This is a genomic window from Enterococcus sp. DIV1758 (assembly GCF_051711985.1).
Classification (GTDB): Bacteria; Bacillota; Bacilli; order Lactobacillales; family Enterococcaceae; genus Enterococcus; species Enterococcus faecalis.
On record NZ_JBIOOA010000001.1, the window covers coordinates 630,769 to 656,386 of the forward strand.

Here is a 25,618-nt window from a genome sequence, read left to right on the forward strand (position 1 = left end):
ACGGATAACTTAGTATGTGTTATAGTAAGTTCGTAGAGAACATAACATGTTAAGTAGGGTCACCTACATCTAGGGAGGGAAATTCGTGGAAAACATTGTACTAATTAGTCATGGTAGCATGGCTGAAGGCGTCAAAGTTAGCTTAGAAATGATCGTTGGTCGGCAAGAACACGTGCATACAGTCTCATTACGACCAGATAGCGACAATCTTCAATTTGAGAAAGAGCTAAATGAAAAAATGAAAGCCCTTAACGGTACGACACTGATTATTGCTGATTTACTAGGAGGAACGCCATGTAACGTGGCAACTAAGAATTATTTGAACGTTGACGGAGTGGAAATTATTGCAGGGATGACGCTCTCTGTTGTGATTGAAGCAGTGGTTAATCAACAGGCTTCGATTAAAGAATTAGTTTGTTTAGCACAAGAAAATATTGTTGATGTAAAGGCTGGAATGAATCAAGCAGAACAAGAGATTTCAGAAGCCAGCAATGAAAAAGAATTAAGTAACTATAGTCAATATGCTGGAAAAGAAAATATTGTAAACACACGGATCGATGAACGGTTAATTCATGGACAAGTAGCGGGAATTTGGTCGACAAGTCTTAGTACACAGCGAATAATTGTAGCCAATGATGAGGCGGCTACAGATCCTTTACAAAAATCATCTTTGAGAATGGCAGCGCCTTCTTCAATGCGTTTATCTGTTCTTGGAGTAGAGGCTGCCGCTAAAAATATTCAATCAGGAAAATATGGTAAACAGCGTTTATTTTTATTATTTAAAAATCCGAAAGATGTGCTCCGCTTTATCGAAGCGCAAGGACCTATCAAAACTGTAAATGTTGGGAATATGAGTTACAAAGAAGGAGCACGCGAAGTAACAAAAAGTATTCAAGTTTTACCAGAAGAAGAACAAATTTTTGAAACAATCGCTTCAAAAGGCGTCACTGTGACAGCCCAATTAGTTCCAAACGATCCAGTCGTTGATTTTATGAAAAAATTACGCGGCTAAAACTGTCAGACTAAGAAAGAATATTTTTAAATTTAGGAGGAAATTTCAATGCATTTAGCAGCGTATCAAATTATTTTAATTACTATTTATGCGTTTATTGCTATTAATGACTCACTTATTTCAAATACGTTGACGCAACCAGCTATTGCTGGAATGATTTCTGGAATGATTATGGGAGATTTAAAAACTGGTTTAATGGTTGGCGGCACTCTTCAATTAATGCGTTTAGGAATTGCTGCTTTTGGTGGAGCATCGGTACCTGATTATTTCACAGGGGCTGTTTTAGGAACCGCTTTCGCTGTAATCTCTGGAAAAGGAGCGGAGTATGGTATTGGCTTAGCTGTTCCTGTTTCTCTGTTGATGTTGCAACTAGATGTAGTGGCCCGTTTTTGTAATGTCTTTTTACTTCATAGTGTCGATAAAGCGATTGATAAGATGCAAGTAAAACGGATTCCACGCTTAGTTTTATCTGGTTCTGTTCTATGGGGACTGTCTCGTGCCATTCCAATTTTATTAATGTTATTAGCGGGGGATGCTGTAGTAACAACGATTACCGATAACATGCCAGAATGGCTAATGACGGGCTTAAAAACAGCTGGAGGAGTATTACCTGTTGTCGGTGTAGGGATTTTATTACGTTACTTGCCAACGAAGCAATATATCCCCTATTTACTATTAGGCTTTTTCTTAGCGGCTTATTTAAAAGTTCCAATGTTAGGTGTTTCGATAGTTGGGATGGTAGCAGCGATGCTTGTATTTAAACGTGATGGGGCAAAAAGCACGACACAAGCAACAACAGGAAATGGTGATTTTGAAGGAGGATATGACGGCGATGAGTAAGCATAAACTGACAAAAAAAGAATTAAATGCAATTAGCTGGCGTTATATTTTAGGAAGCCAATTAAACTGGAACTATGAACGTATGATGAGTTCAGGATATTTATACGGCATCTTACCTGTTTTAAAAAAATTCTATGGTCATGATGAAGCACAATTTCAAGATATGATGCGCACACACAATCAATTTTTTAACACCAATGCTATTTTTGGGAATTTAATTATGGGGATTGATGTGGCGATTGAAGAGCAAGATGGTTATAAAGCGAAAGAAACAATTATTGCGTTAAAAACAGCTCTGATGGGTTCTTTGGCAGGCGTTGGGGACTCTTTATTCCACGTTATTTGGGGGACGATTTTCGGCTCTGTTGCAGGGACACTGGCTCAAAATGGTTCGGTGGTTGGCTGTGTTATTTGGATTATTGCAAATATTGCACTATTGTTTGGTCGGGCCGCGCTCTTACCACTTGGTTATAAGCAAGGGGTCAAACTAGTGACGACCTTAAAAGACAAGTTATCTGCCTTTACGAATGCAGCAACTGTTCTTGGTGTGACTGTGATTGGTGCCTTAATTCCTTCAGTTATCAAGGCGACAGTTCCTTTTGTTTATAAAAAGAACGGGGTCGAATTAGTTATTCAAGATACGTTAGATGCAATTTTACCTTCCTTAGTTCCAATCTTACTTGTTCTTTTAACTTATTGGATGTTAGGTCAAAAGAAATTAAATTCCACACGAGTGATTTGGATTATTTTAATTTTATCGATTGTTTTGAGTGCCTTTGGTATTTTGGCGTAAAAAGTATATTAAGTGATTTTCAGAGAGTCGGAGAGTGTAGAAAGTATTTTTCTTCACTCTTTTTCTCTAATTCGGATGTAAGCGTTTTACGATAATTTTTTAGGAGGAGAAAGAATGAAAAACAGGAAAATATGGGTAATGCTGGTCGGACTGTTTACTGCTTTGACGAGTGGATTTATGGGAACCACCCTTACTTTTGCAGAAGAAAACGAAGCGAGCCAAACGATTGAGCAACCCTCTTACATTTCAGATTTCCCCAATCAAGTTGGGCATTGGCAAGATTTGGTGGGAACAGCAGAAAAAAAGAATGATTCTACTGGTTTATGGATCGCAAACACGAAGCAAGGGACAAACCTCGAATCTGTCTCTATCAATCTTGATGCACGCGAACAATCTTCAGGAGATCTTGAACTAACCTTTTTATATGAAGGACAAAGTAACTTCGGATTGGTTTTCCGCGGAGATAAACAAAAGACGAGTCAATGGCAATCTTTTGCTTATAATCGTGACGGCCGCTGGCAATTAGGACAACCAGGCGGTAAATGGCTAACTAATATTCCGGGGCCAACATTACTAAGTGGCCAACAATATAAACTGCTGGTTCGCTATGACGGAAAAAAAATTCAGACATTCCTGAATGATCAATTATTTTATGAAAATGAAGAGGTTCATTATCCTGATGGTACGTCCATTAATGATGACTGGACGGGCGCTGTAGGAATTAGACTATTTGGTAATCTATCAAAGCTGAATATCATTTCTATGAAAAGTGGCTCCGTTGGTAGCATTCCTGTTATCGATTCATCTGCAGAATACCGAGGATTAAAAGAAAAATGGCGAAATCAGCTTGTTTCCAAAGAATATGATTCAACTAACCAAGCGCTTGTAGACTACGTCCAAAAAATCTCCAATGAAGCAACAGAACTCGATCAAACGATGAATAAAGAGCCGAACCGCAGCTATTTATGGCCACTAGAGCCTGGCAATACGCCATCTGCTGATTTAACGACTCAATTTACCAAATTGCAAAAATTAGCGTTAGCCTATGGAACGAAGGGGAGTACGCTTTACCAAGATGACAAATTGGCAGCAACCATTATTGATGGCTTAGATTTTATGGTAACGCAAAAAGGATATGATGGGAAAAAGTACCATGGAAATTGGTGGGACTGGCAAATTGGTGTGCCACAGAAGTTTCTTAATATTCTAATGATTTTAGAGGATAAAGTTTCTCCGGAAAAGCAACAAATCTATACAAATGCGCTGAGCAGTTATGTCCCAGATCCATTTAAACAGTTGTATACAAAACCACAAGGAACGTTTGTGGATTTAGCTTTTATCCCAAATTTTGTGACATCAGGAGCGAACCGAACGGACTTAGCTTTAACTGTTTTGGGGTTAGGAATTTTACAAAAGGATAGCGGGAAAATTAACCAAGCATCCAGTAGTATCGTCGATGTATTTAAATTAGTAACAAAAGGTGATGGTTTTTACCAAGATGGTTCTTTTATCCAGCACAATAACATTCCTTATACAGGTTCGTATGGAAATGTTTTGGTGAAAGGGGTTGGACAAATTTTGGCCATTACAGCAGATTCATCTTTTCAAATGGATGCAACTCTTGTGACAGAATTTGTTGAAAATGTTGATCGGGCCTTTCTTCCTTTGATTTATAAAGGTGAAATGCTACCAACTGTGAATGGCCGTTCCATCTCAAGAGCCCCAGCAGTTGGAAAAACAGGCTATGGCTCAACTACCATGTATAATTTATTAATTGTGGCTAAATTTGCCCCTAATAATTATCAAAAGAAATTTCAAGAAGCCGTTAAATATTGGATGAAGGAGAACCCAGATTATTATTTGACCAATGCTCGTGATTTTAATGATTTACAGATGACTATGCAACTTTTAACTAATCCAGAAATTACGGGAGGGCAACTTCCTTTTACAGGCACGAAACTTTATGCTTCGATGGATCGATTTGTCCAACGAACACCTAGTTATATGTTTGGGCTAGGCTTGTATTCAAAGCGCACTGCATCTTTTGAAGCAGGGAATAAAGAAAATAAACGTGGCTGGCACACTGGTGACGGAATGATGTACGTATATAATGATGACGAGGTTCAATTTAATTCCAGCTATTGGCCAACTGTAGATCCCTATCGACTACCAGGAACAACGGTAGATACCATTTCTTTGGCAGATGAAGTTTCAGCATTTACAACAATCACATCGAAAGAGCAATGGGTTGGTGGAGTAACGTCAGACAATCAGGCAGTAGTAGGGATGGCTCTTAATAAAGACGGGACCAAAAATAATGGGAAACTTTTACCTATGAACCTACAAGCTAAAAAATCTTGGTTTGTATTAAATGGGCAAATTATCGCATTAGGCGCAGGAATTAAAGGCGATACAGAAGCTTCGATTGAGACAGTTGTTGATAATCGTTTGTTAAATGATGCGTATCAGTATCAAGTGTTATCAAATATTGGGGAGATTCATGAGAAAAATGAAACGAGTAAAAAACAATGGTTATTACTAAAGTCGGATCATTCCAATGCTAATATGGGTTATTATTTTCCAGAAGAAACAACGGTAAATGTTAAAAGTGAAACTAGAAAAGGAACCTATAAAGCAATTAATGAAGCATTTCCAAGTGATAAAGAATATGTAGGTGATTATCGAACATTTACGATTCAACATGGTCAACACCCAACGAACGAGCATTATGCTTATGTAGTTTTACCAGGAATCGATGAAACTGATTTAAAAACATATGCTGCCAAAAAAACAGTAGAAGTTCTCTCAAATACAGAAGAAATTCAAGCAGTTAAGCAAGAAGAAGAAGGCTATCTTGGGGTTAATATTTGGTCAGAAACTGGCGGTACAATAGCAGGGATTACCTCAAATAAAGCTATTTCTTTAATGAGAAAGACACAACAACACCAAAAAACGTATACTTTCTCTGATCCCACACAAACAACTAAGACACTGACTTTAAAAATACCAAAAGATTACAGCACAGTAATTAGTCAAAGTGACGGAATCACTTATGATGATGCAACAGAAACCTTTACTATTAATTTTGAAAATGCTGCAGGAAGTAGTAAACAAATTATTGTAGAATAACTAAAAGAAATCAAAGTAGCCTCAAATTCCAGTTTAATCGGAATTTGAGGCTACTTTGTTGAAATTATTTAAGATTCTAACATTTCTGCGGGTAATAATATCGTTTCACGATGGCCATCATCAAAAGCAAAAATTCGCGACGGATATGCCGTAGAATAACTAAATGGTAAGTCGATGGCCATTTCTACTGAACTATTTTCTTGAGAAAAATGGACAGTCACTTTGCCATTATTGTTCAACAAATCAAAGTGAAGTAAGTCGTTTAAAGGGATAACCCCTTTTAGATTTAAGTCAATAATCAACCAAATACTATCAATTAAGCCACTAGGTAAGCTAGAAACAACACCTAATGAAGCATAGCGGCTACGGTCACTATCAAAACGTTCAAACATATGGATGACCTCCTTTTTGTTTACTTACTTTTAGTATACTGCAAATTTTAAAAAAAGAAATTGTTTCGTTTGAAAATATTGCGTAGATTAGCAAAAATTTAATATTCCTCTGTAGCTTCCTAGCTTTGCAGGTGTCATCATTTATATAAAGAAATCAAGACATGCAGTAAAAAGAAAATGGGACGTACGTTGTTTCAACGTACGTCCCATTTCTAAAACTTAAGAGAATCAGCTGAACAAAAGTGTTTTCTTTATTCGGCTAATTCTGGTTCAGTCGTTTCAGCAGCTGTTCCTTCTTCTTCTTCAGGAGCAGTTTGTGCTTCAACAATAGCAACTAGTTGTTCTTCTGGATCAGTTAAAATTTCATAGTCTTTGTGTTCAGGTAAATCAGCGATTGTAAGAGCATCACCAATTTCTAAGTTTGTAATATCTACTTCAATTGATTCTGGCAATTTATCTGGTGTGGCTGCCACTAAAACAGTGTACAAGTTTTGAGCTAAGGTACCCCCAGCTTTCACACCTGCAGATTCACCAATTAATTGAACTTCTGCTTCGACTTCTGTTGTTTCTTTCATATTTACAGATAAGAATTCAACATGAAGCATTTGACCAGTAAAGGTATCTAATTGTGCTTTCGACATTAATGTGTTGATGTTTTTGCCATCAACTGTCATTTTAATAACGGTGTTAGCACCATGTTCGCGTAAAATTTTTGATAAGTCTTTTTCTTCAAAATAGATTGGTGTACTTTCAATTTGGTAACCGTAAACAATGGCAGGTACTTTCCCTTCGTGACGTAGCTGATTTCTTAGTGAACGTGGACGGATAGCTCTTTCTTTAACTTCTAATTGTACTGACATAACCTAATTCCTCCTTGAAATAATGAGTGATTTGGTTAAACTCAGAAACAAAACATAATGGAAAAAAGAAACTCTTTTTTCAGTTGTTCTTGTCTAGAAAAATGCTAACAATAATCAAAAAATCCCCACAAATATTGCCAGGCAACACTCATGGGAATGGTTCATTGTTATCGTTGTTCTCTCCCAGGTCATTACGCTGTTTTTGAGAAACCTTTATTTACTTTACTTATTAACCGTAACACTTATATTTTTATACGTCAAGGAATTACCTTTTTCTACTTTTCATCTTTAACGGATTCCACTATACTAATACCAGAATGGAGCGGAACAATGCGATTAGATAAATTACTAGAAGAACTTCAGTTTGGATCACGCAAAACGGTGAAACGAATAATCAGAGGCAAGCAGGTCACTGTGGATGGCATCGTGACATTAAATGAAAGCCAAAACGTCGATGCGCAATTACAAATGATTAAAGTAAAAGGACAATTAATTTCGCATAAGACACATGTGTACTATATGTTGAATAAGCCAAAAGGTGTGGTTAGCGCTGTTTCAGATGCATCTAAAAAAACAGTCATTGATTTGATTGCGCCACAAGACAGACGCCCTGGTCTTTATCCAGTGGGAAGACTCGATGGCGATACGGAAGGGTTACTTCTATTAACAGATAATGGACAATTAGGGTATCAATTAATTCGGCCAAATAAAGAAGTAGCGAAATGTTATGAAGTGAAAGTCAATGGTTTGGTCTCTGCAGAAGATTGTGCTAAATTTAAAGATGGGATTGTTTTGCAAGGAGGCATTCAATGTAAGCCAGCAAAAATAACTGTTCTTGCAGCGACTGAAACGGAGAGTCATGTTTTCCTGACTATTCAAGAAGGAAAATTTCACCAAGTGAAAAAAATGTTTTTATCTGTGGGGAAAAAAGTGACTGCTTTAAAACGCCAAACTATGGGGCCGTTGCGGCTAGATCCGCAATTACCTTTAGGTGCTTATCGTTCATTAACAAGAGAAGAGTTACAATTGCTATTGCCTTATTTTTTTATTGAAAAACAACAAACAAGCAAAGCGTTACCGAGTAATTTGAAAAGAGAAGAGGAACGGAAATGAAAACATTGCTTTTTGATGTTGATGATACATTGTTAGATTTTAAATTGGCTGAAAAGAAGGCGCTCCATGCCTTATTTGAAGAAGAAAATGTACCATTTACATCTGAAGTCGAGTCAACATACCACCGAATTAATCAAGGATTATGGCGTTCATTTGAAGAAGGAAAAATAACAAAAGATGTTCTCCTTGATACACGGTTTGGTTTATTGTTTGACGCGTTTAATCGAGAAGTTGATAGCGTTAGAATGGGAGAAAACTACCGAGAATATTTAAGTCAAGGACATGACTTGCTTGGCAATAGTCAACGTATTTTGGAAAAATTAGCACCCCATTATGATTTATATATTGTGACAAACGGAGTGGCAAAAACACAGTATCGTCGGTTGGAAGATTCGAAATTAATGCCTTATTTTAAAGATATTTTTGTTTCAGAAGAAGTGGGTTATCAAAAACCGATGAAAGAGTATTTTGATTTTGTTTTTGAACGGATTCCTAATTTTAGTCGAGAAAAAACAATGATTATTGGCGATTCTTTGCATTCAGATATTCAAGGAGGTCAACAAGCGAAAATTCAAACTGTTTGGCTCAATCCGACCTCCGCTCCAGCAACACCAACCATTCAACCCAATTATACGATTCAACAGCTAGATGAGTTGTTACCAATTCTTGGGCATTAAAAAACAACATTTCCTGTACAGGAAATGTTGTTTTTTAACTTAAATGTAACCGTAAGCGAACCATATCCTTTAAAGGCAAGCCGTTTTCTATAATAGGCTCATCATAATGATGGATAAAAAAATCTGGTTCAATATGTGTCATTCGAAAGCCGACTTTTTGGTAGAGATATAGCTGTTGAAAGCCTGTGCTCCCAGTCCCAATCTCCAAGGAATCATACTTTTCTTTTTTGGCAAAATCAATGGCAAAATGTAATAATTCTTGCCCGATGCCCCGCCCTCGGCTTTCTTCTGAGACAGCGATGTTTACGATTTCCAATGTCCGTGGGTGAGTCGGCAACAGGACTAAAATTCCTTGAAGTTCTTCAGTCTGATAGTCAAAGCAAATGCCGCGGGTAATATAATCTGCCACCATTTTTTTTGCTGGATCTGCCTCATAAAGAAGAGCGTAATGCGCCGTTGTAAGTGTTTCTTTTTTGACTTTTTTAATCATAGGTAGGATTCTCCTTTTATTGATAAGTATACTGTAATTGAAAGAAGTGTGGGCAGATTTTTCATAAGAAGATAAAAATCACATGAAAAGTCTTGGAAAAGGTCTGGCATTCTTCAGAGTTTTCATTATAATAGTAAAAGACAATGAAGTTTTTGAAAAGAAAGAGGTTTATACATGAAAGATAGTCAGCCAATTATCATTGGTGTTACTGGCGGATCAGGAAGCGGAAAAACCAGTGTTAGCCGTGCGATTTTTAATAATTTTCCCGATCATTCAATTATGATGTTAGAACAGGATTCTTATTATAAAGATCAGAGCCATTTGAGTTTTGAAGAACGTTTAAATACCAATTATGATCATCCTTTTGCGTTTGATACAGATTTATTGATTCAACATGTTGAACAACTGTTAAATTATCAAGCCATTGAAAAGCCAGTTTATGACTACGTTGCGCATACAAGAAGTACAGAAACGGTGATCCAAGAACCGAAAGAAGTAATTATTCTTGAAGGGATTTTAATTTTAGAAGATCGCCGCTTAAGGGATTTAATGGATATTAAAGTGTATGTGGATACAGATGATGACATCCGTATTATTCGTCGAATCAAGCGTGATATGGAAGAACGTGGCCGTACGTTGGATTCTGTGATTGAACAATATTTGACAGTCGTCAAGCCCATGTATCACCAATTTATTGAACCTACGAAACGTTATGCAGATATCATTGTGCCAGAAGGTGGCGAAAACCACGTCGCTATTGATTTAATTAATACAAAAGTGGATAGTATTTTAACAAAAATGTAATAGTCAGCTTAAATAGCCGTCTCTATATCAGAGTCGACTGTTTAAGCTTTTTTTGACTTTTAAAGGGTTGTTTTATCAAATATTTTAAGGGATAGCTAAAAAGTTGAAAATATTGAAAGAAACAATATGCTATAATTTTTTAAAGGAAAAGGAGGGAAGGGAATCTGAATGATAAAAAGAGGTGAGGTTTTTTATGCGAATCTCTCACCAGTTGTTGGTTCTGAACAAGGTGGGATTCGACCTGTCCTGATTATTCAAAATAACAAAGGTAACTTATTTAGTCCAACGTTGATTGTTGCACCGATTACCCGTAACGTAAGCAAGTGGCTGCAACCAACGCAAGTCCTCATCGAAATTCCCCATAACGAATGCAGGACGCCATCACTTATTTTGTTAGAACAAATTCGAACATTGGATAAAGAACGAATGCTACACAAGGTTTGTCAACTTTCTCGTGAAGAGATGGAACAGGTCAATCAAGCTTTAAAAGTTAGCGTTGGTATCCGTTAATTTACATATAAAGAAATCGTTTTGGGGAAACGGTTTCTTTTTTTGTTGAAATGGTTTCCAAATATTCGTTTTTCTCGTATAGTGAAAGAGGAGGCGATCACATGGATAAAATTCGTTATGGAATTATGAGTACTGCCCAAATTGTCCCAAGATTTGTAGCAGGGCTTCGAGAAAGCGCGCAAGCTGAGGTGCGCGGGATTGCATCAAGGCGTTTAGAGAATGCTCAAAAAATGGCTAAAGAATTAGCGATTCCGGTAGCTTATGGCAGTTATGAAGAGTTATGTAAGGATGAAACAATTGATATTATTTATATTCCCACCTACAATCAAGGACATTACTCAGCAGCTAAGCTTGCGTTATCACAAGGAAAACCCGTCCTACTGGAAAAACCATTTACATTAAATGCTGCTGAAGCAGAAGAACTCTTCGCAATCGCACAGGAGCAAGGGGTTTTTCTAATGGAAGCTCAGAAATCTGTCTTTTTACCAATTACCCAAAAAGTAAAGGCGACGATTCAAGAAGGGGGATTGGGAGAAATTTTATGGGTTCAGTCAGTTACTGCCTATCCCAATGTGGATCATATTCCCTGGTTTTACTCGAGAGAAGCGGGGGGTGGAGCGCTTCATGGCTCAGGAAGTTATCCATTACAATATTTACAATACGTATTAGGGAAAGAAATTCAAGCGGTTACGGGAACCGCAACGTATCAGCAAGGGGCGACGGATAGTCAATGTAATTTAGCTTTAAAATTTGCTGAAGGGACACTGGGCAATATTTTTATTAATGTTGGTTTAAAGATACCTAGTGAAATGACCATCTGTGGGACAAAAGGGCAAATCGTTATTCCTAATTTCTGGAAAACAGATTGTGCTTATTATACAGATGCTCAAGGCAACACTGTCAAATGGTCTGAACAATTCACTAGTGAATTTACGTATGAAATCAATCATGTGAATCAATGTTTACAAGACAAAAAGTTAACTAGCCCCGTAATGACGAAAGAATTAACGATAGCAACCGTCAAAATTGTTGAAGGTTTTTATCAAGAATGGTTTGATAGCGAATAATTACCACCACTTGCTATCCATACTATTCTGTGTTAAAGTGTGTTTTATGCGACGAGTTGACTCAATCAGATAGCTTCGGCTATTCCGTTTTGACGGCTAGTGATTGTCAAACACAACGACACCAGATAGTACGGCTATCAGTTACCGGATTTGTAACGTGTCGGACAGAATACTTTTGTGGAGAAGGTCTCTGTCTATTTATGCAAATAAATAGTGTGGTATCCCTTAACAGTTACTACTGTTAAGGGATTTTTTTGTATGAAAAGAGAAGTGTTGCACTTTTATAAGTGCAACTTTTTTGTGTTGTGGAACAGATAAAATAACGCTATAGTTTTAAGTGTAAAGGGAAAAGAAAAGAGGTGACAAGGCATGACCGTGTTGTTGTCCAAAAGAGCGATAAATATTTTATTGATGCTTTTGGATTTGGAAGGGAGCATTACCACGCAAGAATTAGCTGAGAACTTTACTGTCAGCGTTCGAACAATTAAGTATGATTTAGAAGATATTCGTGCTTGGTTTGAACAGCACGATGAGACACTTTATTCAAAACGAAATAAGGGAATCTGGCTAGATTTACCTGACTCTAAACGCTTACTGTTAAAAAATGAAATTATCGATGTCGATCGATTTGAAACCTATCCTGATCAAAAAAGACGAGTCAATGTATTGATTTTTCAGTTATTGTCAGTCAAAGGGTACTTAACGGCACAGCAGCTAGCAGATGAATTATTAGTGAGTCGAAACACAATTGTCAGTGATTTGGAACAGGTTGAACGGTTGCTGCAAGCATATGATTTAACCTTAATTCGCCAAGCACGGCAAGGGTTTACAATTAGTGGTGAAGAAAGCAATGTACGATTACTGATGGAATTTATCACTCAAAAAGAACTTACAGAATACGATATTTACCAAATTATGAACTATGTGACAAAGACAAAAGGGGCTGAAAAAATCCCTAAAATTAAATTTGGGTCAGGGACATTGTTTCAAGGTTGTTATCGTAGTGCATTGAAAAAAATGCGAAATTTAATTAATCCACTCGATCAAAATCAATTTGATTATGCCGAAATATTATCTATTACGTTGAGAGTGGCAATTGCCGCAGCACGTATGCAGATGGCACATACAATTGGGACTTACCGAGTGTTATCGCAAAAAACACGCTTTGAACAACGGAACGAAGTACCACTTTTACTTTTACAAGAGGTGTTTGAACGGTATGACTTGCCTTTATTAGCGGATGAATATTTTTATATTTATAGTGATTTATTCGGAACCCATCAACGGCAAGATATGGTTCAATTAACAAAGGACGGATTGTCAATAAAAATGCGAAAAAAAAGTTTAAAAAAATTTTTAGCTTAAGAATTAACACTTTTTACGTCAAGAAAAAGCTGTTAACTGCATCACAAGATAGAGGGTTAAACATATTGTTTTTTTCAACCCTCTAATCAAGTATTCAATTGTTATAATTAACACAAGTAAACTTGTTCAGCTGTTTGGAAATCAAGAACTTTTCTAGGTCTATGATTAATTAGAAATACAAATTGTTGTAACTGTTCTTCTGTGAACGTTCCAATGTCTTTTCCCTTTGGGATAAATTCACGCAACAAACCATTGGTATTTTCATTCGTTCCACGTTGCCAAGAGGCGTAAGGATCAGCAAAATACACATCTGTATTCAATGTTTGTTCAACAGTGGAATAATCAGAGAACTCTTTTCCATTATCGGCTGTCAAAGTGTGGACTACCTCAGTCTTTAACAACTGATTGATTGCTTTGGCAACTCTAAAGGCTTTTCTATCAGGTAAAAGTGTTGCTTTCAAAAAACGACTTTTTCTATCAACAATCGTCACTATACATGTTTTAGTGCCTTTACAGCCTACAACTGTATCAAGTTCCCAGTCGCCAACCCTTGTACGTTCTTTAGCTTCTTTCGGTCGGTCATGGATACTTTTCCCTCCAGACATTCGATTTACATCTGTCCTACGTTTATACTTTTTCCCTTTTCTTCTCAAAACAGAAACATCACCATTCAACAATTTTCCTTGTCGTATCCATCGATAGATAGTTTTGTGACATACAAATTTTTCTGTTTCGTCTTTTCGATAATAACCGACAATCTGCTCAGGAGACCAGCGTTGTAATAAACATTTTTCTATGTTTCTTTTTGTTTTAATAGTAAATTTCACATGATTCTTTCTAGTAGTTTGTCGCATATTTGCTTTTACTTCCGCAAGCGAAGGGTCATAATTACCCTTATCATCTGAATTTCTTTTTATTTCACGATAAACAGAAGAATAGTGTCTTCCAATCAATTCCGCAATTGTCGTTATTGATATCTTTTGCTTAAGGTAAAGAGCTATACACGCACGTTCATCTATGGTAAAATGCGAGTAGTTCAAAAGAAAACTCCTTTCTGTATTTTGTTTAAACTAGACACTTAAACTATACACAAAGGAGTTTCTTTTTTCTATTCTTTTTTATCTCATGTCTAAATCATCGGATACTAAAGTTACGTTGTTTTCTTTATAAACAGGCTCTTCATTGTTATTTAAAAATTCTTTTATTTTTGTTCGAGTAGCAGGAGAAGAATCCCATTTATTATTGCTTTTCCCAAGTTTATATCCATCACCATAAACGACTTTTTCATCATCACCTAAAAAACTTTCCCTATTTTTCCGAAGATAAACAAAATAATTATTTTCATCTTCCCAAATCATAATATTAGATTTTTTACGGTCGAAAATATTTTCTTTATCCCCAGCGTTTTCGGCAACAAGTTCCTTATTCGCTTTTACAGCAGTATCAACAACTTTAGAATAGTCAGCCTTTGAAGTACCTGAACACCCAGAAACAACAAACAAAGCAAGTACTAACAAACCGTATATACGTTTTTTATTAATCATTTTTACACTCCTTGTGCTTTTCTTTTATTTTACCAAAAGACAAGTAGGTTGAAAAGGATACATAAAAATTATTGTGCCAAATTTGTTAAAACTTGTGTGTCTACTTGAAATACTCCAGAAGAATCTTTTATCGCTGAACATTCCACTAATTGTTGATAACGATTCGGTGCAAAATCACCGACTTTTGTTTCAACTTCAATTTTGCCTACAAGCTTCGCTTCATTGTCGCTTTCTTGTTTCACTTGATAGACCGTGATAGATTTCACTGTACTTGAAAACGAAAAACTAGGGTCTTTTTTACCTGCTTTATCAACAAGAATTGTATACATTTTCCCAGTAGTTATTTTTTTCAAAGCTTCGTTATCTTGTTCAAACTCCGCATGAATAAACGAAGTAAAAAGACTGTCTAATTCTTCATCATAGCTATTTTCTTCACTTGATTTCGATTCTTCATCGATAGAAGAAGTAGTATTTTTTTGTTTTTCGTTTTCAAGCAATAACTCGAGTTCTTTCTTTTCATGTTTCAACATTTGAATTTGTTTACTTTGCTCTTCAATTTGAGCAGTGTTATTATCACTCTTAGAACAACCACCAAGAGTAATAAACAAGACTAGGGATAAGCCAATTAAGCATAGTTTTTTCATCATTGCAACTCCTTAATCGCAAATTTACCGTCTGAAACTTTTTCAAGAATCAAATGATAGGGCATTTCTAGTAAAAGTTTTGTATCATTATCACGATACGTAACAACACAGTTTACTTCCACTTGTTGTTTAGATTCGTTCATTTGAGCGTTATTTAATTCTAAAAAGGTTAGATTATTCTTTACAGGTTGTAGGTTTTTACCATAATAAATCAGTTCTTTTTCTTCCGCTTTAGGATAAACACTAAAGAACGTATCCAAAAAACCTTCTACAGATTCTCTTGTTGTAGCTTCAACAGTAGTAGCTGTTTGCGTTTTTTCAGGTTCAACACTTGCCTTATTTGGCAATGTCGCAAGCGTGGGTAACTTAACCACAGTAAACTGATTATCCTTACAATAAACATTAATTGAATAGGAACGTGTATAGGCATGTTTGCCTGTAGCTAGTAATAGCTTCAACATTACACTATACACGTTTTTTTGATTCTTCACTGTTTTTATCTGCCAAACCTCAACATCTTTTACCGTCACTTTTTCTTTCAACTCTTTGTAGGTTGAGTTAGAAAAAGAAAGATTTTCAGCTAAGTATTTTTCTAACGCTTCTTTTTGAATCTGTTGATCTTTGCTCGTAGGCGAGATAGTAAAATAAAGCCTTGCAAAATCCTTTGCATAGGCTTGTAGCCCTGTTGTATCTGTTAATTGTTCTTTTACAATTTCTTTTTCGTGAACGGTATGTGTGGATACAGCAGTAAAATTATTATAAACACCTAAGCCAACGCTAAAAATCAAAACCGCCCAACCACCGTACAAAATACCTTTTGATACTCGAGAACGTTTTGACTTTTTCTTCTTTGCTTTTTTAGGTTCTAGAGATTCTTTTTTCTTTTTCAAAAACATACTTTTATCACTCCTTTATTTTGCTTGTTTTCTTACGATACTAGAGATATATTGGCTCCATGAACGCTCATATACAGCTACAATTTCGCCTTTTTCGCCGTTTTGTTCGTAACTTTGTATTGTTTTCTTTGATTTATTCACAGATTTAATTACGCCCGTATGCCCAAAAATTGAGGTAGCGACATCTCCCTGTACCCAATTAATCACATCACCAGCTTTTAAATCTTCAAATTTTGGCTTTAGAATGACTGTCCAGCCATAACTATTCCAATCGTAATCCGTTCCAATATCACCAGCATTCATGAAACCCGAACCCATCATTTGTGGACCGCCTAATTTTTCTACATAATACGCAGTCATGCCGTAGCATTGCCCATTTAGTACACGTTGTCCTAGAACACTATCTAAAATAGCAATAGAGCTTCCTGAACTGCCAAGATATTGTTTAACTAAGTCAACATAATAAAAATTTCCACCGTTTAAATAAAGGTAATTCCCGTGACTATCTGCAATCGGATTGCCATAGTAATATTTTTGTCCTGTCGTATTTCCTAAACTTGGTGCTACGACATCATGTGAAAATTTTTCTGCAACTACTAACGTATGCTTTTTTCCGTTTTTAACAACGAAATCTATGTAGCCACCGCCAAAATTATAAGAACCAATGGCTACATCATCATCGCACCCTTTATCACGTGCAGAACGCAAAAGAGAGGCGTAATACTTAACACCTTGTTTAATACTATCAATCGGTTGTAAGCTGTTAGGTGGCAATCCTAAACTTTCACTTGATTGCATAACATCATTACCTCGACCGCCAGTTTCAACCGCCATGATAGCAAGTAATGTTTGTGTTTTATCAGGAATTTTTTCATTTTTTGCCTCTTGTTTTACAATTTTTTCATATTGTAAAACTTCTTTAGGTAACCCAAGGGTTACAGGGGCTTCGGAATCAGAATCGGTATTTTTCTGATTCCCAGCACCGCTTATAAGAATAAAACCCATTCCTAAGCCCAAAAGACTAATTAGGAACAAATAGAGGTATTTTTTCATTTCCGATTACCTCCTTTAACAGAAGGATTCTTTGATTTCCTTACATTATGTTTCACAACATTTATCGTTTTCTTTGATTGTTTATTTGTTGGAACAATTTGTTTAGAAGGTTTTTCTATAGTCATTTTTGGCGAACGAGTAGTTCTTTTGCTCTTTGAATCAAAAGAATGTCTATCAGATTGTGCCTGTTCAGAACGATTTTCATTAAACCGTACAGAAGCATTCTTAGTAGACTGCTTCATTGCTGTTTGTTTAGGTTCTGTTTTATTCAAATGTTTAGGTTCTTTTAATTCTGTATTTGGTTTTATTTGTTTTGAATTAAAACTTGTTTTTGCCACAGGCAATTGACGTCTTTCTTTTCCGTCATTAGAACGCACAGGAGATTTTACACCGCTTTTTTCTGTAGGAATATGCTTTTTCACTAAATCCCTTGGAGCAGTAGAAGATAATTGATTTCTTACATTATCTTTTTTATGTTGTTCTACTTGTTGAAGTGCATTTAAGCGTTGTTGTTGAGCTAACTGCCGTTTTGCTACTCGATTAGAGCGTTGTTGATTATTTTTCATTTCAGTTCCGATACGTCCATCATCGTAATTATTTCGCATTTGCAAAGCTTTGTATTTTGCGTTTGTAGGCGCATGTTTAACAGTGTCTTTCACAGCATTAGCTTTTTCAGCAAAATTATTAGGAACGTCTTGAAGATTAGAAATTTTTGTTCCAACTCGTTTAGAAATAGGTTGTTTCGTCTGTCTATTATTTTTAGGCAGTGTTTTTGTTTGTAATGTTTTTGAAAGTTGGCTAGGTTGAAAAGCTGTACGTCTCAACATATTTCTGGCAACACCCGCAAACATTAGATTCTTTGCCATACGTCCAAAACGTCCACCTTGTCGAATATCTGCACCCCCAAGGTTCATAAATCCTAACAACTCATTTACTTTATTTACAGTTGTCAGCCATGTAGCTATCTGTAAAAAGATTACCCAGATATAACCTTTTTCTGTAGATAAAGAAAAGAATGAGTGACTAAGTGAAAATACCACCGCAAGAATTAATGTAATGCCCATTTTCGTCATTAATGCTTGTGCTACTTTTTGCATTGCATTAAACAATAATCGGTTGGAATTAGGAAAAAGAGAGAAGACCATTGCCACAGGTAAAAACGCACAAAACAATAAGAATAAAATCTGTGAAGTAATCATTGTTATTGTAAGAACAGCAACACTGTAGCTCACTACAGCATTAGATACAATTACCAGTAACGTCATTCCAAAGCGAAGAAATGCTCCTTTGACTGAAACGTTCATATTATTATGTTTTGTGGCTTCTTCTTCAACAGTTTTTTCTCTGTTACTACCTTTAATAAATTGTGATTGAGATAGTAAACTATTAATTCTTTTAGTACCTATGGCATCAGAATTACTTTCACCATATTGTAAGAGTAGATATGGCGTGTATACCTGTAATTCAAATAAGTTTTCACGAATGGCGTTTGTTGCACTTTTCGTTTTTTGTTCTCCTTCACTAGGTCTATCTGGAGCAAGTACAATATCATTTCCAACCGTTGAGTTGGGTATTATATCTTTAGCAATTACCAACATTTCACTATTAATATCCTTTTGGGCATCATTTACTTGCGTGAGATACGTTTTTGCATTCATCAAAAAGACACCCGATAAAATGAAGATAACTGAAAAAACGATACCGTGTTTAATCGCTCGAGTAGTCTGTCGTTTAACTCCAGCCACATAAGCGATATAACAACCAGCAATCAGAACAAGCCATTTTCCATACATGGGAAATAAACCCGTTGCTCGAATGCCGTTTTCATCGATACCCGCAATGTGTTGCATATTTGAAGCAACACTAGAAACAAGATTTGTAATGAAATCCAAGTCAAAAGCTTCTTGAACAATGTAGCCAATAAAATAACTGATATAAACATTGAGCAACCAAAGAACATTAGTAAATGCGTACAATCCATAAATGACCGCATCACCAATTCCTTCGCCCCATTTCCACGGAAGCCAATTCCAAGAAGTATCCACATAAAAATCAAGCGAGTAGTTTTCTAATGGATACTTTTGAAAATTAAAAACAGCGCCATCTTGACCGATGGTTTCATTCACCCAACCCGTTGCATGGGCAACAGAAGGAGCTAAAGCAAAGCATAAGAAAAAGAGCAGTAAAAAAAGACTGCTCCAGTAAACTTTTTTTCTCATAATCATTCCTCGATTTCTTCCATTGGCGGGCGAGTGTCAAACGCTTTGAATAGGTCTTCAAACCAATAATAAACATAAATGATACCCACGTTCCCGTGAATATCTGAAAACAAACATTCGCCATTTTGTAGACCCATAACACGAGCGATGTTTTCGTCTGTCGCTTCCAAATTACAAAAAGCTAATGCTTTTTCAATCTCGTCACGATCGTTTGAACGGAAAATAAACTTCATACCGATATTGTTTTTCATTTTTTCATCGCCTAAATCATCTGTGTTTTGCGTTGAAAAATCAATACCTGCATTCATTGAACGCCCTGCACGTACCAGTTTATTCCCAAGGATTTTTCCTTGTGCCACATTCAACCATGCCCAACTCTCATCAAGACCTAGAGACTTGAAAACAGACCGATTCAGTTTAATAAAATCAAGAGAGTAGGTCGCAAGAATCATCATGATTGCTACACTCAAGATTTCACTAGGGTTGTAATCTTCCATTTTTGTTTCTTTTTCAGGTAAGGTTAAATCCTGAACTAAAGCAATATTTAACGGAGAAGACATATCCAATGCTCTTTGTTTTTCTCCATTTCCGAACAGTAAGCCAGCGATAGATAACTTTTTGAAACTATTGATATGTTTAGCAAGGCTTTCTGAAACGGGGTCTTTTTGAGCGTGTAATTCATCAATAACAAATAATAAGCCTTTTTTCTCTCGCTGAGAGACGGCTTCAACCGCAGATTGCAGAGGAGGGAATCGGTCTTCATCTCGAACACTAACACCTGTAATGTACGTCAAAACATCAAGAGCTAAAGCCTCTTGGTCTTTTGCTTTTGACATAACAGAAAACGGGTCAAGAAGCCCTAAATTTTCCTCGTTGTTAGTAATATTTACTGTTTTTAAATGCTTGCTAAAATAAGGTAAATCATCTTTCCAGTTCGTCCGTTCTCCTTTAGGGTCAATGAGAAAACCGAGTGCTCCAAAAAGAACGCTCCAGAAAGTAATTAGGTTTTCAGTTAGTGATTTACCGCCACCAAGAGACCCTATAAGGGCTTTTGCAAGGGCATTTGTATTTGTTCCAGCAGTTCCTTGCGCTGCTAGCCATGGACGAATATAAACCGTTTTTCCAGTATCTACATTAAAACCAAGTGGAATCCCATAGTCATCACCAAGTTGTTGCGTAGCACCAAAGCCACTACTTGCGATAAATTCCGCTTCAACGTATTGAATATAATCATCAATTGTTCGTTTTCCAGAGGGAAAACATTCATAGTGTAAGAACAATTGGTCACCCCTAGAGGTTTCTAAAATCATTTTATAATCATCAAAGAAACTACGAACTTCACTTTCTCGTTTTAGTAATTCTTCATGAGTAGAAGCTGATACCCGAGCAACTAGCGACACTCTATACATATTGTCTTTCGTGTCTTCTAAATCGGCTTCTAATTCACTTGCCATCTGTCGGGCTTCCAGTACATTGTTAGCTACATCATGCCCACTTTCAAGCCCGCTTTCGTCAATATCTTTTAAATCCATTTTCTTCCCTCGAATTTTGGAAAGAGCAGACTTATTTTCTAAAACATCAACATCAAGACTAATATCTACAGGATAATCAAATTCCGATTGTTCATAATAAAAGAATTCCGAACCAAAAGGAAAAGTAATATCTCCTGTTACATGAGAAAGAGCAAGGTAAGAAGTATATTCTTTTTGCCCATCTTGAATGATTTCTAAGTATTCATCATGTTCAGTAATTTTTGCGGAGGCTAATTTTAAGGTGTCATATTTAAATACATTAGTTTCTTCATCTGTTTTGAATGATTGAGTAAAGTAATTGGTTTCTTCCATAGCATGATTTCTTTTTCCATTTAAATGCGCAACGAGATAAGCAATATCTGAAGGTTCAGTTTTCCTTAAGGTGAAATGTTTAGAGATACGACTTGACAATAAGCGTTCTAAACGTTTGTAGCGCTCGATTTCTTTATTCGATATTTTTTCAAAATCATTAAATAACACAGAGTTCGAACGATTAAAAAAGTTTTCAATTCCCACAACAACATCATCTAAAAAACGTCCTTTTCCGAGTTTTTCTTCATCAAGTAATAATTCAAACCCAATAAAAAAACGGGTAGACAATTCATACTCGCCATTCATTTGTATTAGAATATCTTTTACACCGTCTAAGTGTTGCAAAGCTAATTCTTTCAATTCTCCCGTTGATTTTACCTCTTTTTTTGAACGTGCAATGACATTTTCAATTCGTTCCTCTGTTGAACACATATACAAACGAAAACGACCTTTTTTGTATTGTTTAATCAATCGTAAAAGATTGTTTTTTATTTGAAAAGCCTTATCTTGTCCTACGAATCCATAGGAATAAGGCGTAAATTCATAGTAAGCATAAACTGTGCCATCTGTATTAAATACCAAATTTTCTTCTAAATATCTAATAGGAAACTTTGGCACGAACTTAGGTATATTCATTTTCTTCGCTCCTTTCACGAATCAACACCGTATGTTGAAAATCATGTTCATATAGCTTTCTTGCACGCCGTCCTCGTCTTGTTCTTTTTGAACGAATTAAGAAGAATAGCAGTGTTAACAAATAATTATATGGCTTTTTCCCTTGAAAGGTTCGTCTATTCAACAAAAAGGCAATCCCAAAGGGAATGCCTAAATGATTGACTAATGCACTAGAAAACATGAATGGAAAGATACCGTTCATTTTTAGCGAACAAACAAATAAAATAATAAACCATGTTAAAAAAGTTTGTGTGATTGGACGGGGTAAAGAGATTTCATTACTTATTTTGTAAAAAACACGTTCAATTTTCCAGATTTTTGACCAGTTTTTTATTTGTTGCATAATTATTTACCCCAAGCTTTCATGTTGTTTAATAGCCAATCAAACACACCCGCAGTATCACCAACAAACCACACGGCGACAGCGACAGCTAAAATAACAGGAATAGCTTTACTTGCTTTTCTTTCTAGCGCAAAGTAACCAGCTGCTATTAACATACAAATCATAACGAAATACTTTGCTTCACCAACTACGCTATTAAATACATTTTGAAAAAAATTCATTTTTTCAACGTCCTTTCTTAATAAATATCACTTGTACGAACACATTCTACTTCTTGACAATAAACAATTTGACACGGTCGATTCATAGAGAATTTTATTCTAAATTCTCTATCATCGAGACTAACGATGTAATACCCGTCATTGTCTTCAATGTAGTAAGTAAATTCGTTTTTATTACAGTTAAATTTGTTGCAGATTGCTTTAATTTGCCTACGGGATTCCATAGCAAAAAAGGCGTCTATTTTGGAAACACTGCTTGCTCCCACCAAGACACCTAACACAAATATTAATAATGTACTCATATTATTTTCCCTTTCCATCAAGTAACTGTTTCATAAACGCAACGTGACTTGATACTTTTTTATACATCACTGTTACAGGAACTTTATTACAATAAATTTTGTATCCGTAGCTTGTCCCGCTACGTTTATCAAACTTCATTGAATAAAAGTCATACAAATAAATACCTTTTGATTTGTCTAAAAACCCCTCAATCACTAATGAGGTTCTAGGGTGGCAATTCAACCATATACAATTGATAGGTTCCTCTTGACATTGTGATAAACCCTAGTTGTTCTAAACGATCAGATAACGTAATGAACATGTAATCTTTCCTTTCTTTTAGCATTCCTTATATTTTGACATAAAAAACCTCTTTCTATTTTTTTGACGGCAATCGTTTATACAAAGAACTTAACGTCAATTCTTTAAATTCTTTCATTCCTTGATAAATAACGTAAAAACAAACAAATAGTAGTAACACACTAGACAGAACGAAACCATAGCTTTCCAGAGTGATACAAATAAATATAAAGGGAAGTAATAGAACAATCACTCCACTTAAAACAACAATCATGAACAGTAAAATTATCTTCAAAAATAAATACAATATTTTTAGCAACATTATATTTTCTCCTCTCTAAAAATAAGACCTTGCCCTTTAAAAAGGGCAACCCCCAAACTTTGTTATTAAAAGATTAAGAATTTCAGAGCGATTTTATCCGTTCTTGCAACGTGTAGTCTATGGCTCATTTTCTCTCGACCAGCTGTTATCCTCGGCGTTGGTGCTTATACACCTTCCGCAACGGGAAAAAAAGGGGCGTAAAAAAATATTTGTGGGCAACTTTCAGTACAAATATTTTTTTTACTACAGCATTCCCTTTTTTTCCCGTTTCTACAGGTGTAGTTCATAAGCACGCCGAAGATAACAGCCGAGAGAAAATGAACCATAACCAAATATACACGGGGCAAAGACTAAGAACGGAAAAATTGAAATTCTTTAAAAACCTTTTCCGCCTCTGAAAAACGCCTCAAAAAAATGGCTGTGGCAAAAACCAAAAAAACAAAAGAAAAGGACTGGTAAACATGACAACAAGACTAGAACAAGCAAGAGCAAAAATGGAGCGCATCAAAAACGAACAAACAGAGTTAACACAAGCAATCAGAAAAGAACACGATATGATACCGTTCGGACAGCCGAACATCATCGGACGTTCTGACATTTACAAAAATGTAAAGCGCCACTACGCTAAATCAACCAGACTAGTAGAAGAACAGGAAAAACAAGAAAACAGAATTGACATGTTAGAAAAGGTTGAAGACTTTAAAACAGAAAACGTACTACTAAAAGATATACATGTTGTTGGTAAGTCTAGTTATGCAACAGTTGGAGCAAGAACAAGCGTGAACAATTTAGACTATTTTAGAAACAAATTGAGCGAACTAGAGAAACAAAACGAGGAAGCAAAAGCATTTAACAAAACAAAACCAGCAAGAAAAATGAAGACATACGGCGCAGAGATAACAAAACTAAAAAGAAAGATTGCTTCATTGGAAGAAATGCAAGAAAAAGACCAGAACAAAACAGTAAGTACTAAAGCACAGACGCTAATTGACAATGGAGCAGTTACACAATGGAAAAAGAAACCTATTTATTATTTTGTTAAAGGACTAAAAAAAGTAGCTTTAGAGCTTGACGAAAACGGCGAGTTCTTCATTTCTTCACAATATCCAGCGTACAGCGAGGAAGACAAACAATCGGTAGTGGAATTACTGAAATAAGCGAAACACCTCACAGAAAGCCTTCTGTGAGGTGTTATTTTCAATAATAAACAAAAAAGACAATAGAAATTATTGTCTTTTTAATTCATTATTCTTATTATGAATTCGCAAGAACAAACATACCGCCACCAATTAAAAGCATAGCAAATGTAGCCAATACAGGATTCCAAAATGTAACTAACAAAACTTGTAAAATCACAAGATTTACAAGAATAATAATAAGCGCATGTACATTGAAAAGTTTTTTTACGGTATATACAGTAAACGCAACAAGTAACACGATAAAAAAGCCTCCAGTTAAAAGATAAGTGAAATATTGGGGCTCTGCAGCGATTTCTATCGTTTGCTGTATTTTATTTGCATACTGTTCTTGTATTTGATATAACACTTGATTATAAGCCTTTAACATAAAAATAAACCAAATTGTCGCTCCAGCTATAGCTGATTCGCTAATATAATACCACTTATGTTCATTCAAAGTCTCCACTATAAATCCCAACACCAAAAAACCTCCTTTTATTTAAATAAACCTAAAAGAAATACAATTATTGCCCATATAAAGGTAAGTTTCGCAACATCAATTTGATTTTTTTCAGTTTTATCTATTTTTGTCCAAGCATAAGCTATTTTTAAAATATCAAGTAACAACCAAATTAAATAGACACACAGTATTGTAGTACAAACTATAAATAAATTTCCTATTTGTTGACTAACACAAACAGACAAAACAGCTACCATTTCTACAAATAATAAAATAATCAGCCCCACAACACTATAATTTTTTTTTGAATCATTTAAACTTAATAATGGGGCTGAAATAATTGAAACCATACTCACAATAAAAATTATTATTTCAATATTTCCAATACTTAGTATATTATTATCAGCTAAGACTTCATGTAATTTATTGAAATTATTTAAGTGAGGTAACATTTTCACTTTAAAAAATTCCACTATATATAATGAAATTAATCCACCCAATCCTAAGGAAAAAACAAACTTACTACCAAATCGTTTTATTACAAATTGAGTTTTTGATAAACTATCTTTCAAAACCTTCATTTGA

The 25,618-nt window shown here is 35.6% G+C and carries 25 protein-coding genes and 1 pseudogene; 11 read left to right on the plus strand and 15 right to left on the minus strand.

Going from position 1 to position 25,618, the window contains the following annotated elements; translation table 11 throughout:
* Window positions 1–118: 118 nt before the first annotated feature.
* The 4 genes from IGJ52_RS03210 to IGJ52_RS03225 all read left to right on the plus strand — a co-directional run bounded on the left by IGJ52_RS03210 (window position 119) and on the right by IGJ52_RS03225 (window position 5,774).
* On the plus strand, window positions 119–1,012 hold the full coding sequence (locus IGJ52_RS03210) for a PTS mannose/fructose/sorbose transporter subunit IIAB (protein WP_438792177.1): 894 nt from the start codon (window positions 119–121) through the stop codon (window positions 1,010–1,012).
* A 48-nt stretch (window positions 1,013–1,060) separates the two neighbouring features.
* A complete protein-coding gene (locus tag IGJ52_RS03215) occupies window positions 1,061–1,852 on the plus strand; it encodes a PTS mannose/fructose/sorbose/N-acetylgalactosamine transporter subunit IIC (RefSeq protein WP_002358771.1) in 792 nt (263 codons plus the stop codon).
* Window positions 1,845–2,645, plus strand: a complete 801-nt coding sequence (locus IGJ52_RS03220) for a PTS system mannose/fructose/sorbose family transporter subunit IID (protein WP_002383066.1) — start codon at window positions 1,845–1,847, stop codon at window positions 2,643–2,645. The genes IGJ52_RS03215 and IGJ52_RS03220 overlap by 8 nt, the downstream gene beginning before the upstream one ends.
* Window positions 2,646–2,759: 114 nt before the next feature.
* Window positions 2,760–5,774 (plus strand): polysaccharide lyase 8 family protein, encoded by a 3,015-nt coding sequence (locus IGJ52_RS03225; RefSeq protein ID WP_438791897.1) that lies wholly within the window; start codon window positions 2,760–2,762, stop codon window positions 5,772–5,774.
* A 68-nt stretch (window positions 5,775–5,842) separates the two neighbouring features.
* On the opposite strand, the gene IGJ52_RS03230 is transcribed toward IGJ52_RS03225, so the two are convergent.
* Complete coding sequence (locus tag IGJ52_RS03230) at window positions 5,843–6,166, minus strand: DUF960 domain-containing protein (protein WP_002355697.1); 324 nt, start codon at window positions 6,164–6,166, stop codon at window positions 5,843–5,845.
* Between the two features lie 251 nt (window positions 6,167–6,417).
* Complete coding sequence (locus IGJ52_RS03235) at window positions 6,418–7,026, minus strand: 50S ribosomal protein L25/general stress protein Ctc (protein WP_002358773.1); 609 nt, start codon at window positions 7,024–7,026, stop codon at window positions 6,418–6,420.
* A 330-nt stretch (window positions 7,027–7,356) separates the two neighbouring features.
* On the opposite strand from IGJ52_RS03235, the gene IGJ52_RS03240 reads away from it, so the two are divergent.
* Together IGJ52_RS03240 and IGJ52_RS03245 are read left to right on the plus strand one after the other, a co-directional pair.
* The gene (locus IGJ52_RS03240) at window positions 7,357–8,139 is read left to right on the plus strand and encodes a 16S rRNA pseudouridine(516) synthase (RefSeq protein ID WP_002358774.1); all 783 of its coding nucleotides are present in this window, start codon (window positions 7,357–7,359) and stop codon (window positions 8,137–8,139) included.
* On the plus strand, window positions 8,136–8,816 hold the full coding sequence (locus IGJ52_RS03245) for a YjjG family noncanonical pyrimidine nucleotidase (RefSeq protein WP_002378056.1): 681 nt from the start codon (window positions 8,136–8,138) through the stop codon (window positions 8,814–8,816). Before IGJ52_RS03240 ends, IGJ52_RS03245 begins: the two co-directional genes overlap by 4 nt.
* A gap of 34 nt (window positions 8,817–8,850) precedes the next feature.
* On the opposite strand, the gene IGJ52_RS03250 is transcribed toward IGJ52_RS03245, so the two are convergent.
* On the minus strand, window positions 8,851–9,306 hold the full coding sequence (locus tag IGJ52_RS03250; protein WP_002383069.1) for a GNAT family N-acetyltransferase: 456 nt from the start codon (window positions 9,304–9,306) through the stop codon (window positions 8,851–8,853).
* A gap of 174 nt (window positions 9,307–9,480) precedes the next feature.
* On the opposite strand from IGJ52_RS03250, the gene udk reads away from it, so the two are divergent.
* From udk to IGJ52_RS03270, 4 genes and pseudogenes are all read left to right on the plus strand, one after another.
* On the plus strand, window positions 9,481–10,110 hold the full coding sequence (gene udk / locus IGJ52_RS03255; RefSeq protein ID WP_002355702.1) for a uridine kinase: 630 nt from the start codon (window positions 9,481–9,483) through the stop codon (window positions 10,108–10,110).
* 168 nt (window positions 10,111–10,278) lie between these two features.
* Window positions 10,279–10,620: a type II toxin-antitoxin system PemK/MazF family toxin gene (locus tag IGJ52_RS03260; RefSeq protein ID WP_115219912.1), complete on the plus strand. Its 342-nt coding sequence runs from the start codon at window positions 10,279–10,281 to the stop codon at window positions 10,618–10,620.
* Window positions 10,621–10,721: 101 nt separating this feature from the next.
* The gene (locus IGJ52_RS03265) at window positions 10,722–11,687 is read left to right on the plus strand and encodes a Gfo/Idh/MocA family protein (RefSeq protein WP_010816352.1); all 966 of its coding nucleotides are present in this window, start codon (window positions 10,722–10,724) and stop codon (window positions 11,685–11,687) included.
* Between the two features lie 369 nt (window positions 11,688–12,056).
* Window positions 12,057–12,998 (plus strand): annotated as a pseudogene (locus IGJ52_RS03270) (BglG family transcription antiterminator); the annotation flags it as partial.
* 161 nt (window positions 12,999–13,159) lie between these two features.
* Here IGJ52_RS03270 and IGJ52_RS03275 read toward each other — a convergent pair.
* From IGJ52_RS03275 to IGJ52_RS03320, 10 genes are all read right to left on the minus strand, one after another.
* Window positions 13,160–14,092, minus strand: coding sequence for an IS30 family transposase (locus IGJ52_RS03275; protein WP_438791898.1), 933 nt, complete (start codon window positions 14,090–14,092; stop codon window positions 13,160–13,162).
* 78 nt (window positions 14,093–14,170) lie between these two features.
* The gene (locus tag IGJ52_RS03280; protein WP_438791899.1) at window positions 14,171–14,596 is read right to left on the minus strand and encodes a hypothetical protein; all 426 of its coding nucleotides are present in this window, start codon (window positions 14,594–14,596) and stop codon (window positions 14,171–14,173) included.
* Window positions 14,597–14,664: 68 nt separating this feature from the next.
* Window positions 14,665–15,240, minus strand: coding sequence for a hypothetical protein (locus tag IGJ52_RS03285; protein ID WP_438791900.1), 576 nt, complete (start codon window positions 15,238–15,240; stop codon window positions 14,665–14,667).
* Window positions 15,240–16,136, minus strand: a complete 897-nt coding sequence (locus IGJ52_RS03290) for a conjugal transfer protein (RefSeq protein ID WP_438791901.1) — start codon at window positions 16,134–16,136, stop codon at window positions 15,240–15,242. Before IGJ52_RS03290 ends, IGJ52_RS03285 begins: the two co-directional genes overlap by 1 nt.
* Window positions 16,137–16,151: 15 nt before the next feature.
* A complete protein-coding gene (locus tag IGJ52_RS03295) occupies window positions 16,152–17,189 on the minus strand; it encodes a lysozyme family protein (RefSeq protein WP_438791902.1) in 1,038 nt (345 codons plus the stop codon).
* On the minus strand, window positions 17,186–19,408 hold the full coding sequence (locus tag IGJ52_RS03300; protein WP_438791903.1) for a CD3337/EF1877 family mobilome membrane protein: 2,223 nt from the start codon (window positions 19,406–19,408) through the stop codon (window positions 17,186–17,188). Before IGJ52_RS03300 ends, IGJ52_RS03295 begins: the two co-directional genes overlap by 4 nt.
* A 2-nt stretch (window positions 19,409–19,410) precedes the next feature.
* Window positions 19,411–21,612 (minus strand): ATP-binding protein, encoded by a 2,202-nt coding sequence (locus IGJ52_RS03305; RefSeq protein ID WP_438791904.1) that lies wholly within the window; start codon window positions 21,610–21,612, stop codon window positions 19,411–19,413.
* Between the two features lie 262 nt (window positions 21,613–21,874).
* Window positions 21,875–22,270 carry a TcpE family conjugal transfer membrane protein gene (locus IGJ52_RS03310; RefSeq protein ID WP_221677711.1) on the minus strand — a complete coding sequence of 132 codons (396 nt, stop codon included), beginning with the start codon at window positions 22,268–22,270 and terminating at the stop codon, window positions 21,875–21,877.
* Between the two features lie 2 nt (window positions 22,271–22,272).
* A complete protein-coding gene (locus IGJ52_RS03315) occupies window positions 22,273–22,491 on the minus strand; it encodes a hypothetical protein (protein WP_069663656.1) in 219 nt (72 codons plus the stop codon).
* 658 nt (window positions 22,492–23,149) lie between these two features.
* A complete protein-coding gene (locus IGJ52_RS03320) occupies window positions 23,150–23,395 on the minus strand; it encodes a hypothetical protein (protein ID WP_438791905.1) in 246 nt (81 codons plus the stop codon).
* A 461-nt stretch (window positions 23,396–23,856) separates the two neighbouring features.
* On the opposite strand from IGJ52_RS03320, the gene IGJ52_RS03325 reads away from it, so the two are divergent.
* Window positions 23,857–24,552: a hypothetical protein gene (locus IGJ52_RS03325; protein ID WP_438791906.1), complete on the plus strand. Its 696-nt coding sequence runs from the start codon at window positions 23,857–23,859 to the stop codon at window positions 24,550–24,552.
* 97 nt (window positions 24,553–24,649) lie between these two features.
* Here IGJ52_RS03325 and IGJ52_RS03330 read toward each other — a convergent pair whose 3' ends face one another.
* Together IGJ52_RS03330 and IGJ52_RS03335 are read right to left on the minus strand one after the other, a co-directional pair.
* A complete protein-coding gene (locus IGJ52_RS03330; protein ID WP_438791907.1) occupies window positions 24,650–25,054 on the minus strand; it encodes a hypothetical protein in 405 nt (134 codons plus the stop codon).
* Window positions 25,055–25,068: 14 nt separating this feature from the next.
* Window positions 25,069–25,614, minus strand: coding sequence for a hypothetical protein (locus IGJ52_RS03335; RefSeq protein WP_438791908.1), 546 nt, complete (start codon window positions 25,612–25,614; stop codon window positions 25,069–25,071).
* Window positions 25,615–25,618 lie beyond the last annotated feature (4 nt).

Coding starts and splice junctions, on each gene's coding strand:
- IGJ52_RS03215 (WP_002358771.1), top strand. CDS start 1,061: ATGCATTTAGCAGCGTATCAAATTATTTTAATTACTATTTATGCGTTT.
- IGJ52_RS03325 (WP_438791906.1), top strand. CDS start 23,857: ATGACAACAAGACTAGAACAAGCAAGAGCAAAAATGGAGCGCATCAAA.
- IGJ52_RS03300 (WP_438791903.1), bottom strand. CDS start 19,408: ATGAGAAAAAAAGTTTACTGGAGCAGTCTTTTTTTACTGCTCTTTTTC.
- IGJ52_RS03220 (WP_002383066.1), top strand. CDS start 1,845: ATGAGTAAGCATAAACTGACAAAAAAAGAATTAAATGCAATTAGCTGG.
- udk (WP_002355702.1), top strand. CDS start 9,481: ATGAAAGATAGTCAGCCAATTATCATTGGTGTTACTGGCGGATCAGGA.
- IGJ52_RS03260 (WP_115219912.1), top strand. CDS start 10,279: ATGATAAAAAGAGGTGAGGTTTTTTATGCGAATCTCTCACCAGTTGTT.
- IGJ52_RS03225 (WP_438791897.1), top strand. CDS start 2,760: ATGAAAAACAGGAAAATATGGGTAATGCTGGTCGGACTGTTTACTGCT.
- IGJ52_RS03310 (WP_221677711.1), bottom strand. CDS start 22,270: ATGCAACAAATAAAAAACTGGTCAAAAATCTGGAAAATTGAACGTGTT.
- IGJ52_RS03320 (WP_438791905.1), bottom strand. CDS start 23,395: ATGTTGCTAAAAATATTGTATTTATTTTTGAAGATAATTTTACTGTTC.
- IGJ52_RS03245 (WP_002378056.1), top strand. CDS start 8,136: ATGAAAACATTGCTTTTTGATGTTGATGATACATTGTTAGATTTTAAA.
- IGJ52_RS03235 (WP_002358773.1), bottom strand. CDS start 7,026: ATGTCAGTACAATTAGAAGTTAAAGAAAGAGCTATCCGTCCACGTTCA.
- IGJ52_RS03335 (WP_438791908.1), bottom strand. CDS start 25,614: ATGAAGGTTTTGAAAGATAGTTTATCAAAAACTCAATTTGTAATAAAA.
- IGJ52_RS03210 (WP_438792177.1), top strand. CDS start 119: ATGGCTGAAGGCGTCAAAGTTAGCTTAGAAATGATCGTTGGTCGGCAA.
- IGJ52_RS03295 (WP_438791902.1), bottom strand. CDS start 17,189: ATGAAAAAATACCTCTATTTGTTCCTAATTAGTCTTTTGGGCTTAGGA.
- IGJ52_RS03250 (WP_002383069.1), bottom strand. CDS start 9,306: ATGATTAAAAAAGTCAAAAAAGAAACACTTACAACGGCGCATTACGCT.
- IGJ52_RS03290 (WP_438791901.1), bottom strand. CDS start 16,136: ATGTTTTTGAAAAAGAAAAAAGAATCTCTAGAACCTAAAAAAGCAAAG.
- IGJ52_RS03230 (WP_002355697.1), bottom strand. CDS start 6,166: ATGTTTGAACGTTTTGATAGTGACCGTAGCCGCTATGCTTCATTAGGT.
- IGJ52_RS03280 (WP_438791899.1), bottom strand. CDS start 14,596: ATGATTAATAAAAAACGTATATACGGTTTGTTAGTACTTGCTTTGTTT.
- IGJ52_RS03285 (WP_438791900.1), bottom strand. CDS start 15,240: ATGAAAAAACTATGCTTAATTGGCTTATCCCTAGTCTTGTTTATTACT.
- IGJ52_RS03265 (WP_010816352.1), top strand. CDS start 10,722: ATGGATAAAATTCGTTATGGAATTATGAGTACTGCCCAAATTGTCCCA.
- IGJ52_RS03315 (WP_069663656.1), bottom strand. CDS start 22,491: ATGAATTTTTTTCAAAATGTATTTAATAGCGTAGTTGGTGAAGCAAAG.
- IGJ52_RS03240 (WP_002358774.1), top strand. CDS start 7,357: ATGCGATTAGATAAATTACTAGAAGAACTTCAGTTTGGATCACGCAAA.